13 protein-coding genes are annotated in these 15,555 nt (G+C 45.3%); 5 read left to right on the top strand and 8 right to left on the bottom strand.

Features of this window, described 5'->3' with window-relative positions; translation table 11 throughout:
* Positions 1-110: 110 nt before the first annotated feature.
* From AB4167_RS03380 to lptM, 7 genes are all read right to left on the bottom strand, one after another.
* Positions 111-2,609: an EAL domain-containing protein gene (locus AB4167_RS03380; protein WP_372136131.1), complete on the bottom strand. Its 2,499-nt coding sequence runs from the start codon at positions 2,607-2,609 to the stop codon at positions 111-113.
* Positions 2,610-2,777: 168 nt separating this feature from the next.
* Positions 2,778-3,494 (bottom strand): 5-amino-6-(5-phospho-D-ribitylamino)uracil phosphatase YigB, encoded by a 717-nt coding sequence (yigB, locus tag AB4167_RS03375; RefSeq protein ID WP_017068593.1) that lies wholly within the window; start codon positions 3,492-3,494, stop codon positions 2,778-2,780.
* Between the two features lie 15 nt (positions 3,495-3,509).
* The gene (gene xerC / locus AB4167_RS03370; protein WP_017061015.1) at positions 3,510-4,442 is read right to left on the bottom strand and encodes a tyrosine recombinase XerC; all 933 of its coding nucleotides are present in this window, start codon (positions 4,440-4,442) and stop codon (positions 3,510-3,512) included.
* Positions 4,411-5,109 carry a DUF484 family protein gene (locus AB4167_RS03365; RefSeq protein WP_017061014.1) on the bottom strand — a complete coding sequence of 233 codons (699 nt, stop codon included), beginning with the start codon at positions 5,107-5,109 and terminating at the stop codon, positions 4,411-4,413. Before AB4167_RS03365 ends, xerC begins: the two co-directional genes overlap by 32 nt.
* Positions 5,110-5,153: 44 nt before the next feature.
* A complete protein-coding gene (dapF, locus tag AB4167_RS03360; RefSeq protein ID WP_017061013.1) occupies positions 5,154-5,984 on the bottom strand; it encodes a diaminopimelate epimerase in 831 nt (276 codons plus the stop codon).
* 11 nt (positions 5,985-5,995) lie between these two features.
* Positions 5,996-7,249 (bottom strand): diaminopimelate decarboxylase, encoded by a 1,254-nt coding sequence (gene lysA, locus AB4167_RS03355; RefSeq protein WP_017066756.1) that lies wholly within the window; start codon positions 7,247-7,249, stop codon positions 5,996-5,998.
* A 42-nt stretch (positions 7,250-7,291) separates the two neighbouring features.
* Positions 7,292-7,408: an LPS translocon maturation chaperone LptM gene (gene lptM / locus AB4167_RS22175; RefSeq protein WP_017068592.1), complete on the bottom strand. Its 117-nt coding sequence runs from the start codon at positions 7,406-7,408 to the stop codon at positions 7,292-7,294.
* A gap of 75 nt (positions 7,409-7,483) precedes the next feature.
* Between lptM and cyaY the strand changes: the two genes are divergently transcribed.
* The gene (cyaY, locus tag AB4167_RS03345; RefSeq protein ID WP_017061010.1) at positions 7,484-7,798 is read left to right on the top strand and encodes an iron donor protein CyaY; all 315 of its coding nucleotides are present in this window, start codon (positions 7,484-7,486) and stop codon (positions 7,796-7,798) included.
* 71 nt (positions 7,799-7,869) lie between these two features.
* On the opposite strand, the gene AB4167_RS03340 is transcribed toward cyaY, so the two are convergent.
* A complete protein-coding gene (locus AB4167_RS03340; protein WP_372112367.1) occupies positions 7,870-10,398 on the bottom strand; it encodes a class I adenylate cyclase in 2,529 nt (842 codons plus the stop codon).
* 344 nt (positions 10,399-10,742) lie between these two features.
* On the opposite strand from AB4167_RS03340, the gene hemC reads away from it, so the two are divergent.
* The 4 genes from hemC to AB4167_RS03320 are packed head-to-tail and all read left to right on the top strand — an operon-like array spanning position 10,743 to position 14,839.
* Complete coding sequence (gene hemC / locus AB4167_RS03335; RefSeq protein ID WP_017061008.1) at positions 10,743-11,681, top strand: hydroxymethylbilane synthase; 939 nt, start codon at positions 10,743-10,745, stop codon at positions 11,679-11,681.
* A gap of 2 nt (positions 11,682-11,683) precedes the next feature.
* On the top strand, positions 11,684-12,412 hold the full coding sequence (locus tag AB4167_RS03330) for a uroporphyrinogen-III synthase (protein WP_017061007.1): 729 nt from the start codon (positions 11,684-11,686) through the stop codon (positions 12,410-12,412).
* 19 nt (positions 12,413-12,431) lie between these two features.
* The gene (locus tag AB4167_RS03325) at positions 12,432-13,658 is read left to right on the top strand and encodes a uroporphyrinogen-III C-methyltransferase (protein WP_017061006.1); all 1,227 of its coding nucleotides are present in this window, start codon (positions 12,432-12,434) and stop codon (positions 13,656-13,658) included.
* Positions 13,658-14,839: a heme biosynthesis protein HemY gene (locus tag AB4167_RS03320; protein ID WP_017061005.1), complete on the top strand. Its 1,182-nt coding sequence runs from the start codon at positions 13,658-13,660 to the stop codon at positions 14,837-14,839. Before AB4167_RS03325 ends, AB4167_RS03320 begins: the two co-directional genes overlap by 1 nt.
* The last annotated feature ends 716 nt before the right edge of the window (positions 14,840-15,555 follow it).

The raw sequence follows: 15,555 nt of genomic DNA, 5'->3' as shown, positions 1-15,555 counted from the left end.
TGAATAATGTGACCTTAGTTAGACATCATTCATTCCGCCAAAAAGCAGTCATTAATGGCGGCGCAGTACTTTTATAGCCAGTCGTTACACAATGCGGGAAGCTTTAACTGCTAAAACAGTCGCTTAGGCTCACCGAAGTAGTAACCCTGCAGATAATCGACACCCATTTGCTCTGCTATCTCACAAACCTGTTGGTTATGGACAAATTCAGCGACCGTTTTGGCATTGAACACTTGGCACAAACGAATCAACTGAGAGGCTATGTTTCTTTGTTTTTGATCTTTGTCGATATTACGAATCAAGCTACCGTCGAGCTTAATGATCTGTGGCTCAAGCTTAATGATTTCCTCGATGTTGGAGTAACCAGAGCCAAAGTCATCAACAATGATTCTCGCCCCAAGCGCACGGAAGTGATCACACACCTCAATCATGCGGCCATAATCTTTAATCTGTTCAGACTCGAGAACTTCTAAACCAAGTCGAGTAGGATCGTTCATACCACTGATCGCAGCCTCAAGGACCTCGAGCGTCTTATCGCTCAACAAATCTTGTGGGGATAGATTGATAGAAAATGAGCTCTGCTTATCCGCCATATAGCCAATAGTGCTCTTAATCATGTGTCGACTAAGGCGCGTGTAAAGATGGGTGTCAGCAATGATAGGTAAGAACTTTCCTGGTGGCACAATAGTACCGTCCGACTCCATGATTCTGACCAAACACTCTTGGCCAATCATTTCGTGCGTAACCGACTCCACAATCGGCTGGGAATAGGTGATGATGTTCTGATCTAGAATCGCACGACTTACACAACTCAACCAACCGAGTTGCTCTTTGCGGTCCTCTTCGCTCACCTGAATATCTTTGGCATTGGTGATGTGGGTATTGTTACGTACTCCATAGCGTCGAGCTTCGATCGCTTTCAATAAGATCTGGTCACCACTGTCGGTTAAGAAGTCACAACGACTAGCAAAGCCGCCACACAGAGAAACTGACAGGTAATCAATATCAGCCAAACCATACGGCTCAAAATTTATGTGTTCGATGTCATCGGCGAACTCAACGAAACCTTCTTTTATTTTCGCACTACCAACACTGGCATTAAAGATAATCGCCCACTCTCCGACACCAATACTGAACAGCTCTACTTTCACGCGAGGCTCTTTGACGACACGAAGCTGCAATCGCTCGATGAAGTGATTAGACAGATCAAGCAGTAACTGGTCACCCACTTGATAGCCGTATTTTTCGTTAACTTGATGGAAATTCGTGAGCTTTAACGTGAGTAAGTGTTCACTAAACAGAATAGTATTGAGGCGTTCTTTCAATACGATACGGTTCGGCAAACCAGTACGCGAGTCAATACGATAGCTTTCGGTTAAGCGACGCGCTTGTTGATGGAGTTTCTTTTCCATCTGAGTATTCATACTGTCAAGATCAGCGACTGCATTTCTGACAAGGTTAAGCAATGGCGACACGGTTGAGCCACACTGAAAGTCTTCGCAATGAAACTCTTTAATCTCGTCAGACTCGCGCATAGCGATATAAGTCAGGCTATGGTGCAGTATCTCTTGGCGGTCTTCATTACGGTATAGCTCCCCCATGCAGTAGGCACCACATGTATTCACTATCCCTTCAAATGGCTTGAGCTCAAGTTTACTGTCGATAAACTCAAGTCGAGATACACAGTTATAAATGATCACCGATTCAGGCTGATGCATGGCTAGCATCTCGGCCCCGTGGCGTACCTTTTCTGCAGTGAGAGATGGGTGGTTATAACAAAACTGCGCCTCTTCACCGACATGCCAAGGGCTATCAAACTCGATACTGCCATCATCATTAATACGTAGCGGCGTCGAGATACCCTTCTTTCTGCCAAGTTCTCGATAAAGCGGAAAGCTCATCAGCTGGCTAAAAGGAAGGTCTTTGCCATCCGCAAGGTAATGTTTAAATACTTCAATAGCCGGCTTGTCGTTCAATGCGTATAAGCGATTTCCGATTGCGTGTGTGACTCGTAGCTTCATCCCAATCGGGTTCCACTCAGAGTACGCGTCCGACCAAACCTTCAATCTTGGGTTAGTCAGAGCCACAGCAACACAGGCGTGCTGGTAGGTTTGCTCGTTATACATAACCCAACGGCCAAATTCATTCTCATGGCACAGTCCACCAGCTATCGGCAAGGCGTAAGGCAAATTTTCAAAAGCGCTATAAATAGGATAATCACGCCCTTCAACCTGATCGCATAGGCTGATGACCGTTTTAGCATCTTTCGAGAGATCTAGTTGAGAAGCGAGCTCTTGGCTGTCTTGATTTGGATTGCCGGAAAAAGGCTGGACCGCAGAGGTTAGATGGGTTTCGTTGAACTCACTGATGATGACTAAGGTGCATGCACTTTCAAGGCAATTATCACAGATAACATGACGAGCACTCTGGCCAATTAGCGTCGCATTATTTAAACGATTGAGGGCAACACCCGCGATTTGACGAGCTAGATCTGAAGATTGAGCTGAGAAAATTTGAATAAGGTACTGTTTGCTGTCACACCATTCTCGCTGATCAAATTGAGCTCTAAATAACGCCTCAGTATTTGCGAGAAATGTAAATGTTTGCATGCCAACCCTTGTTCAAAATCGAGTGAAGTAACAACCCGCAACCACTGCTATGACTGAAATGAATCGATAAAAAGTAGTCGCCAATTATCCTAGCCTAATCAGGCTTTTATAGGCGACTAATGTAACAATTCAATAGCATAAATGCGACACAATAAGCTTACCGAGCCATTAAATTAGTCGCATAAGATCGCTAAGTTGGTCTATTTCAACATCAGGGAGCACACTCGCCTTCGGGGAGCGGTATAAATTGGAACCAGTGTCATTAAACCAGCACGCTTGGAAGCCATTTTGCTTGGCTCCATAGACATCCGTTTTGAGGTGATCGCCAACATGAAGAATATTCTCAGCGTCACAACCTAGGTGTTGCTGAGCTTTTTCAAACATATCTGGATAGGGTTTTGCTCTGCCATCAGGGCCGGCTTTAAGGATTAATTGAAAGTACAGCCCTAAGCCAATTTTGTGTGGATCGACATTGCCATTGGTAATCGCAACCAGAGGAATACGTTGGCTAAGTTCAGTCATCACTCGATGCGTTTCTTGAGGGACATCGACTTGATTACGCAACCACAAGGCATGCTCAATGCCCTCTCGAGCCGCTTGCTCTGCTTGCTGCAGAGAGTAACCCAATTGCAGCAAACCACTCTTAATCTGAGTTTCACGCCACACGGTGACATCATGTTTCAAAGCTGGGTTTTCAGATGCGACTTGCTGCTTAATGCCCTGCCACTCTTCAAGCGATAAAGAAGCCGACACTGGGTGCTTTTGATAAAGCCACTGTGCCATCTCTTTCTCAACCTTCATGATCACAGGCCAGTTGTCATACAGGGTGTCATCCAAGTCAAAGGTCATGGCTTTGATGGGCTTTAACCCTCGATAAATTCGCATAGTAAACCCTTTAATCTAATCTTTATTCTTCTTACGAGCTCTCGGGTGAGCCTGATCATAAGCTTGTGCTAAGTGTTGGAAATCTAAGTGGGTATACACTTGGGTCGTCGAGATGTTTTCATGGCCAAGCAACTCTTGCACAGCACGAAGATTTTGGCTCGATTCCAGCACATGCGTTGCAAAGGAGTGACGCAGTTTATGCGGGCTGATGTGGCTCGCGACAGATTGCTTCTTGCCCCACTCTTCCATGCGCTTTTGCACGCTGCGGTGAGAGATACGAGTCCCGAGCTTAGAGACAAACAGCGCGGTTTCACCCGGTGAAGCCAATTCACCACGAACTTTGAGCCATTTATCGACCCACTCTTTAGCTAAACCAGAAAAAGGCGCTTTGCGTTCTTTGTCGCCTTTACCAATCACTCGGATTTCGCCTTGTCGACCCAACACATCTTTCAGATTGATGCCGACCAGTTCTGCCAGTCGTAATCCAGCACCATACATCACCTCCATCATCGCTCGATCACGAATCGACAATGGATCGTCCTCATTCACATCAAGCAGTTGACCCACTTCATCAACATCGAGGTTTTTAGGCAAAGGGCGTTGTTTGCGAGGTGCAGAGACACCTTTGGCTGGATTGGCGGTCATTTCGCCACGCAACACAAGGAAATCAAAGAAGCTGCGCAGTGACGATAAGCGCGTTGCAATGCTGCTCGCTTTCATTCCCTCACGCATGCCTTTACTGGCCAGTTGTCTGACCCACGCCGCATCGACTTGACCCCAATCCTTTAGCCCTAGAGTGACTAAATGACCGGCCATGGTTTCAAGTTGTTGTTTGTAATTACGTTGGGTGTGTAGGCTGAGTCCCTTCTCGCTTCGGAGATATTCATAGAAGCGAGAAAGTGGCTTTTGAAGGCTGTTAGGAAGAGGTATTTTGGGCTCTAGGCTCATTATTTATCTGCCAAGGTAAGGTGTCCGCCAAATGAGCGACAACAAGTGCTAAATGGCGTAAAAAGAGCGTATCCATATGGGGTTGGAAATGTCCGCCATCTTCACTAGAAAAGGCGAGCAAACCCAATGGAGACTGCTTAGCAAGCGGTAGTACTACATAAGAGCCTAGCTCTGGAACTGGATAATCACCAAACAAATCGTGTCTGTCGGCTTTTCTCAAGCGTCCAAGATAAGCATCTTTGCCATTGAAATGGTTAAGCGAAAACTTAGAGTAACCCTCAGCACTCAACTGATAAAAGCCAGATTGCGAAAGAATACGAACATGAGCCTTAAGCCCAAGATCTAACGCTTTTTGTTCAACGGCTTTTATCACCTGCATGAAGTCACTGCATTTCAGCACTTGCGCTTGCAGATCCATAAACTCATAGAAGGTTTTATCGTTATTTGCTGCCAACGACATCAAGCCAGTGATCTCTTCTTCAAGCTCTTCGATTCGATGACGTTGGCGTTTAAGCTGAACCTCAACCAGAGAAACAGCGCCCTGCTCAACGTTATTGATAGCAAGGCGATCAACCAAATCTTTTCGGTCTTGGAAAAAATCTGGGTTATCACGTAAATATTCCGCGACCACTTCTGCGGTGAGTGCGTCGGCTTCAACGTAAGACAAAACCTATCCTTTATTTTTATGAATATATTTGTTTTGGGTCGTTATTAGCAAGAAAGTTGACCATCAAACACATGCGTTGCAGGGCCGGTCATAAACAGAGGTTTACCCGGGCCTTGCCAGCTAATGTGTAAGTCACCGCCTGGTAGACGAACCTTCACATTCTCAGCCAGTAAGCCTTGAGTGATACCCACTGCAACTGCGCCACACGCTCCGCTGCCACATGCCTGAGTTTCACCCGCGCCGCGTTCGTAAACACGTAGACGAACTTCTTCACGGTTAACGACCTGCATAAAGCCAGCATTAACACGCTCAGGGAAACGTTCATGTGATTCAAGTAGTGGGCCTAAGGTGTCCACATCAGCCGTGTCGACGTCATCAACCACGGTAACCACATGTGGGTTACCCATGCTTACCGCACCACAGAATAAGGTGTGTACATCCGTTCTTAGGATATACGTCTTCTCTGGCTGCTTGGCCTTGAATGGAATCTTGCCGGGTTCGAACTCAGGAATGCCCATGTTCACCGTGATCAGGTCATTCTCTTCAATCTTGAGAACCATTTTACCTTTCTTGGTACTCACGTTGATGCTGTACTTATTCGTTAAGCCTTTCATGCGAACGAATCGTGCAAAACAACGTGCACCATTGCCACACTGCTCCACTTCACTGCCATCCGCATTGAATATGCGGTAATGGAAATCAGTTTCTGGATCATAGGGAGCCTCAACCACAAGTAGCTGATCAAAGCCCACGCCAGTGTGACGATCCGCCAAGCGACGGATCAAATCTGGAGAAAAGAAAATATTTTGAGTAATGCAGTCCACGACCATGAAATCATTGCCCAAACCATGCATTTTAGAAAAGTGGAAGTGCATAACGCTTAAAATTACTCCGGAAGAATGTTTTCAAGTTCCCACAGACTCGTAAGCTCTTCACGCTGACGAACCAAGTGAGTTTTATCGCCATCCACCATCACTTCAGCCGCACGCGAACGAGTGTTGTAGTTAGATGACATCGCGAAGCCATAAGCACCCGCTGAACGAACTGCTAGCAGATCACCTTCTTCAAGAACAAGGTCACGATCTTTACCTAGGAAATCGCCTGTCTCACAGATTGGGCCAACCAAATCGTAAGTCACAGTTTCCCCCTGACGAGGGCTCACAGGAACAATATCCTGCCAAGCTTGGTAAAGTGCTGGGCGCATTAGATCGTTCATTGCTGCATCGATGATGGCAAAGTTCTTGTGCTCTGTTGGCTTGAGGAACTCGACTTTCGTTAATAATACACCAGCGTTAGCAGCAATCGCTCTTCCAGGCTCGAAAATCAGCTCTAGATCAGAATGATTGTCTAAGCGAGCCAATAAAGCTTTCGCGTAGTCAGAAGGCTGTGGTGGTAATTCATCACGATAAACCACACCCAAGCCGCCACCGACATCAAGGTGTTTGATGTTGATACCGTTAGCACGTAGCTGGTCGATCAGCGCAAGTAGGCGATCGGTTGCATCGATGAAAGGTTCGATATCCGTTAACTGAGAACCAATGTGGCAATCAATACCATGGATAGACAAGTTATCGAGTGTTTTTGCAAACTCATAAACAGCAGGAGCACGGTCGAAAGCGATACCAAACTTGTTATCACGCAGACCTGTAGAGATATAAGGGTGAGTGTTCGCATCAACGTCTGGGTTGATACGCAGTGAAATCGGCGCTTTAACACCAAGCTCACCAGCTACTTTATTCAGTCGCTCTAGTTCTGGTTCAGACTCTACGTTGAAACACTTAATGTTCAACTCAAGCGCACGCTTCATTTCAGCAGCTGTTTTACCGACACCAGAGAATACAACTTTTGCTGGATCGCCACCGGCAGCAACCACACGCTCTAGCTCACCGCCAGAAACGATATCGAAGCCAGAGCCCAAACGAGCCAAAGTATTCAACACGCCAAGGTTTGAGTTAGCTTTAACGGCATAACACACCAAGTGCGGATGCTCACCAACCGATGAATCAAACGCATTCCAGTGGCGTTCTAATGTTGCACGAGAATATACATACAGCGGTGTACCATATTGCTCTGCTAGTTGTGAAAGTGCGACGTCCTCAGCCCAAAGCTGGCCATCTTCCTGATAGTTGAAGTAATCCAAAGTTCTTATCCCTTATAAATAACGATTTCTGCGTGTTTTCACTTATTGTGATTGTTCGGTTTGCTGAACTTCATCAGGATCGTACAAAGGACCCGTTTGACCACAACCAGAAAGTCCAATAACGGACATCATAAATAGAGCAGTAATTAATTTTTTCATTTTGCATATCGTGATTATTAACTCAATGCCCCCTATAATCGCACCACACTCAGGAAAAGCAATAGGATAGAAAGGATGAACGAGACTGAATTTCATCAGCTGGTCGATATACAGATGCAAAACATCGAAGAAGCTATCGATGAATCAGAGGCAGATATTGATTACGAAGTGACTGGTAACGTGATGACGCTGGAGTTTGAGAACCGCAGCCAAATCATCATTAACCGCCAAGAACCAATGAAAGAAATCTGGTTAGCGTCTAAATCTGGTGGCTTTCACTTCAAGCTAGTTGACGACAAGTGGACATGTTCAAAGACGGGCATGGAGCTGTTTGAGATGGTTAAAGAAGAATGCGTGAAGCACGCAGGTGAAGCGATCGATTGGGTCTAATCATTTGTAAGCAAAACTAAAAAGGAGTGAATCAATCACTCCTTTTTCAATATCAATCGGGCTTAGTAAGACTAGATGTTGACTATCTTTGAGCTCCGAGAAGCTAAAGTTGCATCGTTACGATAAGGCACAACGTAAGAATTGCCTTCTTCAGGATGAACGATTTGGTAGTACTGAGGTAGGTTAAAGTTAATCAACTTAGACGACATCTTCGACTCATCTTTTACCGATGTGTAGAAAGAATTCACGCTCGCGATCATCTCATCTTTTTCACCGCTGTACTGGTGGTAGACCTCAACTTGGTTCGACTCGTCCAATACATAAATATTGAAGCCTTTGTCGGTATCTTCGAAAAAGAACTGAATCAAGCCCTCACTCGCAAAACCATCCACCACTTCTGGTAGCTGATACTCTTGCTCTTTATCGAGCATCAGTAAAGGTGAGCCTTTGAGCTTATTGGTTGAGATGCTACGGTAGAAATCGACCGAGTTTTCCAACATCTGTACCGACACACCACGACGTTCGAAGAACAGACCAAACATCTTATTAGCTAAACGAATAGCCTTAAAGCGGCGGCGCTTCTCGGGTTCAATCGGTTTCAATCGTAAATCGATACACTCAGCAAGCAGTTGATACACCATGTTACGCATCACACCACGCAGGTTTTTGCTGTAACAGAACACATCAACCGATTCTGGCGGTAAAGCATCTTGGTGCATTTTGCCAAGCACCGTCTTCAGCGCATCCAGCATTGCCGTATCACCTTGGAAATGCAGCGTACGTACTTCATGCCAAGAGTTACGATAAACTAAGTCGACACTGCCGACTAAACTCTTACCTTCTTCACCAAAACTGAAGATATCGGCGTTCTTAAGATCAACCTTCAACGCACGACCACTTAATTCAGAAGTTGGGTCACTTTCAAAGTTGATGAACATCGCCAGTTGGCTTATTTCACACGGGCTCGCCAGTGCTTGCATACTTGGGCGACGCTTACGCAAAGAAAACGTATTACGCAGGTCGCTCACCATTTGATAGAACTTATCGATATCGATGTGAGCGTCACGTACCACAGAGTGCAAACGTGTCGACTCGGTAATCAAGCCATTAAAAAACGACCATGCTACCAACTTACTCAAGTACTCATGGTGCTCTAGAGAAGGCTGACCAAGAATGCGGTGTGCAACCAGTGGCTGCTTATACAAGTACCAACCTGCTTTATTCGACTGACCCTGACGAACTTCGATGAAGCTCAAGTCGGGTTCATGCAGATCCGGAGAGATTTGTGGGTTCAGCAGTGTCACTTTACCTGGCAATACCTCAAACGCAGCGTAAAGCTTACGTGCCAAGATGCTGATATCTTGTGGACTGATTGCCGAAGTGATGTCGTTACGACGCGCAAATTGAATCAGATTACGATAGCTCAGCATCAAGGCATCAAGCAGTGCATGGTGCACCACTTTAACCTGCTCAACCTTCCAGTTACGGCGGTTATCGAGCTCAGCAATGGTTTCATGTCCCCAATTCCAAGATTTAGTCATCTCGGTTAAGGCTTCACGACGCCACGCAACGGAGCCAATGCCCGCATCTCGTGACAACTTCTCGTGGGTCTTAAGATAAAAACAGCGCCTTACCAAGTCCAATCGAGTGTGGTCGTTAATGCGTTCTAGATAGCGCGTTACCTTTTCAAGCATCAGATAGTAGCTATCCATGCCATACAGATCCGGTTCATCCGCGAAGAAGCGACGCTTGGTATCAATACTCAGCAGTTGGGTGTTTGGGTATTCCCATGAATAGGCTTCTAACAGGATCGCCTTCAAAACCGATTTATACGGTGAGTCGATACTCTTATAGAGCTGCCACAGGTTTGAACCAAAGTACTCTTCAGCGGGAATGCGATTCAGCTTGCCGAAATCGATCCACTGCGAGCAATCAAGATAGCCATCCTGACACAAACCTTGAACATACTCGTCGTAACACTCTTCCATTTCTGGCGGAATGATTTGCCACAACAAACGCTGACCAGCCAAACGAACCGCAGAGCGATAAAACTCATCAAGCAATAATAAGTGCTGTGAAGAACCACAGTTATCGCCGGTCATCTCTTCTGAATGGTTCGAACGGAAACGCTCTTCATCCATCAAGAAGAAGTTCGCTTCTACTCCCAAGGTTTCAGCCCAATCGGTAATCAAGAGACACTTGTTGGTTAGGCTATCGCGAGAGGCGCCATCCATATCCGGGGAAACACACACCCAGATATCAAGATCACTTGAAGTGCTTTGACCAATAGAAGAAGTACTACCCATGGTGTACAAGCCAAGGATTGCTGGTTCATCCGTCTCGGTGAGTTTGCCACCCAGCGTTAATTCGGTATCAGAGACAAATTGCTTTTGGAATTCATTAAGCGTGAAGCTACGAATTCCAAAAGGAACTTGTTGGTCATAATAACCAGGCATCATCGGGTGATTGAAGTGAAGCAGTGCGGGAATAAGGTTGAATACTCGCTGGCCTTGCACATTCATCAACGCCAACGCACGATCAATGCGCTGCTGATTTAGATTGTCTAATCGTTGAATCAAAGTTTGAGTGTAAGCCTGCAAGGTAAGTCCTTGGTTTGAGGTTAAGTGCAGTTCTGTTTAGTTACTGAACGAAAGGAGCAACAAAACGTGATCAATTTAACACTTTTACCCTTAATGGTAAAGCAAAGGAACCCGTCATACTGGTCAATTCCTTGATGACAGAAAGTTAAACTCACGGCGCCGTAGTGTCCTCTTTATTGACTATTTCTAATAATAGCCCATGTTTCAAATGAGATACTAATCACACTATTTTGGTGAACTCATGAAAATCTCTCAGCTATCAAAGTATGGAATGATCAAACAGTAAGAATTCTCGCCTCATAATGGTAGGATTAGGCTATTACAGAACCTATATCGGAAACACCATGACAAATTCAGCACCAATCCGTATCGCGACCAGAAAAAGCCCTCTTGCCCTTTGGCAGGCATACTTTGTAAGGGATGCACTGCAAGCTGCTCACCCTGGTTTAGAGGTTGAGTTGGTAACTATGGTGACCAAAGGTGACATCATCCTAGACACTCCGCTTGCTAAAGTGGGTGGTAAAGGACTGTTCGTTAAAGAACTTGAAGTAGCCATGCTAGAAGGTCGTGCTGACCTAGCGGTTCACTCAATGAAAGATGTACCTGTCGACTTCCCTGAAGGTCTAGGTCTGGTAACAATTTGTGAGCGCGAAGATCCGCGTGACGCTTTCGTATCAAACACTTACAACAACATCGACGAACTCCCACAAGGTGCTGTCGTGGGTACGTGCAGTCTGCGTCGCCAATGCCAACTGTTAGAATACCGCCCAGATCTGATCATCAAAGAGCTGCGCGGCAACGTTGGCACTCGTCTAGGTAAACTCGATGATGGTCAATACGATGCGATCGTACTGGCTGCTGCAGGTCTTAAACGTCTAGAGCTAGAAGAGCGTATTCGTAGCTTCATCGAACCAGAGCAGTCTCTCCCTGCTGTTGGCCAAGGCGCTGTTGGTATTGAGTGTCGCCTTGATGACGAGCGTCTGATTAAACTCCTTGAACCACTGAATCATAAAGACACGGCTGATCGTGTACTGTGCGAACGTGCAATGAACCTTACCCTAGAAGGTGGCTGTCAGGTTCCTATCGGCAGCTACTCATTATTAGATGGCGAAAACATCTGGCTACGTGCATTAGTTGGTGAACCGGACGGTTCTAAGATGGTTCGTGGTGAGATCTCTGGCCCTCGCAAAGATGCAGAAGCACTTGGCGTGACTCTGGCAAATCAATTGCTGGATGATGGCGCGAGAGAAATCTTAACCAAGCTCTACGTTGACCAAGAATAATCATGACAGTGTTGGTGACTCGTCCCGGTTCAGAGGGACAATCGCTTTGCCAACAACTAGCGGATGAAGGGGTTCAAGCAATCCATCATCCGCTGATTCGTATCGTGGATAATCCCAACTCTGCGGATTTAAGCACCCAGCTTAATAACAGCGATATCATTATTGCAGTCAGTCACCACGCCGTGGCGGCTGCCCAAAGCATCCTTTCAAAAACCTCATCCATTTGGCCTACTTCGCCGCTTTATCTTGGCGTTGGTCAAAAAACTGCGCACGTTTTAAGCAAAGTCTGTAAACAAAAAGTAAACTATCCTCAAGTTAGTGATAGTGAACATCTTCTTAAACTTACCGAACTTAATGGCGTAGAAAATAAGTCCATTTTGATACTACGTGGCAATGGTGGGCGTGAGCTCATTAGGGATTCTCTACTCAATCGAGGTGCACAAGTCTCTTATTGTGAGACCTACCGTAGAGAATATATTCCTATTAGCGACCACAATACCTATCAAACATGGATAAACAAAAAAACGTCCAAAGTTGTCATCACTAGTCAGGAACAATTGGAGTATCTCTGCTCAATTACCCCTGATGAGTATTTGGCTTGGCTTTCAACAAGACATCTATTTGTCCCAAGCCAGCGCATTGTAGAACGAGCACAACAACTCGGCTTCTCGAATGTGACCAATACTCACAGTGCTACGAACCAAATATTACTGGCTGCTCTCCGGCCCTAGCTAGAAACAGGAAATAAGCATGACAAGCAAAAAAAATAATGAGCATATTGAACCTGAAAAGAAACAAGATACTCAGCCAGTAGTTGTTGAAAACGAAAAAGCTGACTCTACAGAGACAAAACAACCTGAACAGAAGCTTGATGCCTCTGCTTCAAATACCGCTAAAAATGAGCAGCCTCAAGCTGAGCATAAAGAGCAAATAGAGAAAGCAGAAAAGCAAGGTAAGCGCGGTGTCAAACTAGGCGCTATTGCGATCGCTATTTCAATTATCTTCAGTGGCGGTATCGCATTTCAAATGCAGCAAAAGAGCGCTGAATACTCGGCTCAAATAGCCGCTCTTCAAGCACAACTTCAAAATACCCAATCTGCGGTAAATAAAGACCTACAAACCATCAAGCAAGAGACTATCCAAGAAGCCTCACACGCGGTGGAGAAAACTCAGGTCGTGCAATCTCAACAGCAGAAGAGCATTCAAAGCCTGCAGTTAGCAGTGGCTGACGTGAAAGGTCGCCGCCCGAATGACTGGTTACTTGCCGAAGCCGATTACCTTGTGAAACTAGCAGGACGTAAACTGTTCCTCGAGCATGATGCCGTTAGCGCAACCAAGTTAATGGAAAGCGCCGATCAACGTATCGCAGCACTGAATGACCCGAGCTTAGTGTCACTGCGTCAATCAATGACCAATGACATTACCAAGCTTCGCACTATTCCTCTGATCGACCGTGACGGCTTAGTTCTGCGTATCACAAGCTTGCAACAGCAAGTCGATACACTGCCGCTTGCCAATGCGATTCTTCCGGAAGCTGCGGTTGTTGAGAAAAAAGCGGTATCGCAAGATATTAATGATTGGCAGAACAACCTGATGACGTCGATGAAAGACTTCTCAGAAAACTTCATCACATTCCGCAGTCGTGATGGCGAAGTTATCCCTCTACTATCACCAGAACAGCACTTCTACCTGCGTGAAAACATCAAAGGTAAATTAGAAACCGCGATTCGCGCCGTCTACAAAGAACAAGGTGAACTCTATAGCGCAGCTCTTAATACCGCTAGCGAGTGGTCGAAAGCTTATCTAAATCAAGATAACAACTCAGTGATTGAATTTGAGAAAGCGATTAAACAGCTAAGTGAACAGAACATCTCTGTGAAATACCCTGTAAAGCTTGAGTCTCAAAATGAGTTGTCAGATGTGATACGTGAGCGCCTACGTCGTGAAGTCACCGTTATGACCACGGAGGAAAAATAATGATTCGTTGGATTTTTCTTTTTCTCGTTCTAGGTGCTGGGTTAATTGTTGGTACTCAGTTCTCTGGTCAACAAGGCTACGTTCTGATCTCAATTGCGAATAAGACCATTGAGATGAGCGTGACAACACTGGTTATCTTCGTCATCGCTCTTCTAGCGGCTCTATTCGGCTTAGAGTACCTATTTAAAAAGCTTATGTACGCGAGCTCGACAACTTGGAATTGGTTCAGTGTTCGTAAATTGAAACGCTCTCGTCGTTATACCAATGAAGGCATCATCAAGCTGCTTGAAGGTGACTGGAAAGGCGCTGAGAAGAAAGTAACTCGCTGGGCTAATCATCACGACATGCCTCTACTTTGTTATTTAGTCGCTTCTCAAGCGGCACACGAACAAGGTAATACAAGTGAGCGAGATAAGTACATCGAGCTTGCTAGCCAACAGGACGACTCTCTACTAGCGGTTGAGCTAACTAAAGCTAAACAGCAAATCAGCGAGTCAAACTACGAAGCTGCATTCGATACACTTTCGACCCTAAAAGGCACATACCCTAATAACACTGCTGTACTTGGCCTGTTAAAAGCCACTTACTTGCAACTGAAGTTATGGCAGCCATTGCTAGAGTTAACTCCTAAATTAGTTAAGAACAAACTTCTAACAGCTGATGAGCAACGTGAATTAGAACAGAAAGCACAATGTGGGCTACTTCATGATGTGGCACAACAGCAAGGTAGCGAAGGTTTAATCAGCCATTGGAACAAGCTTTCAAGAAAACAGAAACAAAGTTCGCACCTTGTATCCTGCTTTGTGAAGCAACTTATCGCTCGCAAAGCTGACTCAGAAGCCTTCACTGTGATCAAAGAGAACATTGCAAAGAGTGGGTCAAATGAACTCTACATGTTGCTTCCAGAGCTGAACTTATCCGATCACCACCCAGTAGTGGTCATGCTAGAACGTGCAATTAGTAAAGACAGTGGTAATGCCGAAGCACACAGCGCGCTGGCTCAGTTCTACTTAAGAGAGCAGAAGTGGGCGGAAGCACAAAGCCACTTCGAAAAAGCCCTAGCACTTCGTTCAAATGTTTCAGATTACGGATACCTATCTGACGCACTAGAGAAGCAAAACTTAACGAAAGCAGCTCACGAGGTTTCTCGTAAAGCGCTCGCTCTAGTTCAACCAGCTTAATTTAAAGTGTCTCAAACTAAGCCGATGCCTAGCATCGGCTTTTTTGTATCTGTTACTTATCCATAGATAACTTCTACAATAGCTATAAACCAAACTCATCGAACCCTTACCTGCCCAATACCAACTAACCATGAAATTGCTCAACTGGGCTTCTCAAACACACGGAGAACGACTTTAGTTGTGTCTGTACGTAGTTTTACCATTCTTATAAACAAGTCCTTATAAGAGGTTCGAGAGGAGTCATAGAGAAAAGTGATACCTTGAAGTTCAAGAACAAATGGAGATCAGCTTGAGAGAAGGCGCTTAAAGATATTTACCCGCAGACAGATGCCCACTTAAAGTCACGTTGAATTAACAATTAAATAGCCATCAACGTTCCAACTATAAACCGTTATAACCGGGGAGTTCACGTAACTGCCTGTAGATTAATCTATTAAGTAGAGGGAGATAGCAAGAGTTACCGACCAACAAAACCTTGTTATTAGAAACGAGGCATCTTTATCAGCCAGTTCAAATTAGTAGGAGATAGAGCTCTCAAGACGCTCAGGAAAAGTTAATCAACGAACCAATAGCCACAAGTATAAACTTACGTAATCAAGCGCTGTTAGAGAGAGCAGAGCTTAATAATAAGTGTCGGAATATCAGAGCTCGTGATCAACGTAAAGCGCCTCTACAAACTCTGAGACGAATAATAAGACTCATACCAATCCGGAAAA

It is taken from the genome of Vibrio sp. 10N.286.49.E11, assembly GCF_041469505.1.
Classification (GTDB): domain Bacteria; phylum Pseudomonadota; class Gammaproteobacteria; order Enterobacterales; family Vibrionaceae; genus Vibrio; species Vibrio crassostreae_C.
Note: the sequence above shows the minus strand (reverse complement) of the source record. Positions and strands in the feature narration are given on the sequence as shown.

Bases quoted from the DNA above. Each gene is read 5' to 3' on its own strand.
- AB4167_RS03380 (WP_372136131.1), bottom strand. From the start codon at position 2,609: ATGCAAACATTTACATTTCTCGCAAATACTGAGGCGTTATTTAGAGCT.
- yigB (WP_017068593.1), bottom strand. From the start codon at position 3,494: ATGCGAATTTATCGAGGGTTAAAGCCCATCAAAGCCATGACCTTTGAC.
- xerC (WP_017061015.1), bottom strand. From the start codon at position 4,442: ATGAGCCTAGAGCCCAAAATACCTCTTCCTAACAGCCTTCAAAAGCCA.
- dapF (WP_017061013.1), bottom strand. From the start codon at position 5,984: ATGCACTTCCACTTTTCTAAAATGCATGGTTTGGGCAATGATTTCATG.
- lptM (WP_017068592.1), bottom strand. From the start codon at position 7,408: ATGAAAAAATTAATTACTGCTCTATTTATGATGTCCGTTATTGGACTT.
- cyaY (WP_017061010.1), top strand. From the start codon at position 7,484: ATGAACGAGACTGAATTTCATCAGCTGGTCGATATACAGATGCAAAAC.
- hemC (WP_017061008.1), top strand. From the start codon at position 10,743: ATGACAAATTCAGCACCAATCCGTATCGCGACCAGAAAAAGCCCTCTT.
- AB4167_RS03330 (WP_017061007.1), top strand. From the start codon at position 11,684: ATGACAGTGTTGGTGACTCGTCCCGGTTCAGAGGGACAATCGCTTTGC.
- AB4167_RS03325 (WP_017061006.1), top strand. From the start codon at position 12,432: ATGACAAGCAAAAAAAATAATGAGCATATTGAACCTGAAAAGAAACAA.
- AB4167_RS03320 (WP_017061005.1), top strand. From the start codon at position 13,658: ATGATTCGTTGGATTTTTCTTTTTCTCGTTCTAGGTGCTGGGTTAATT.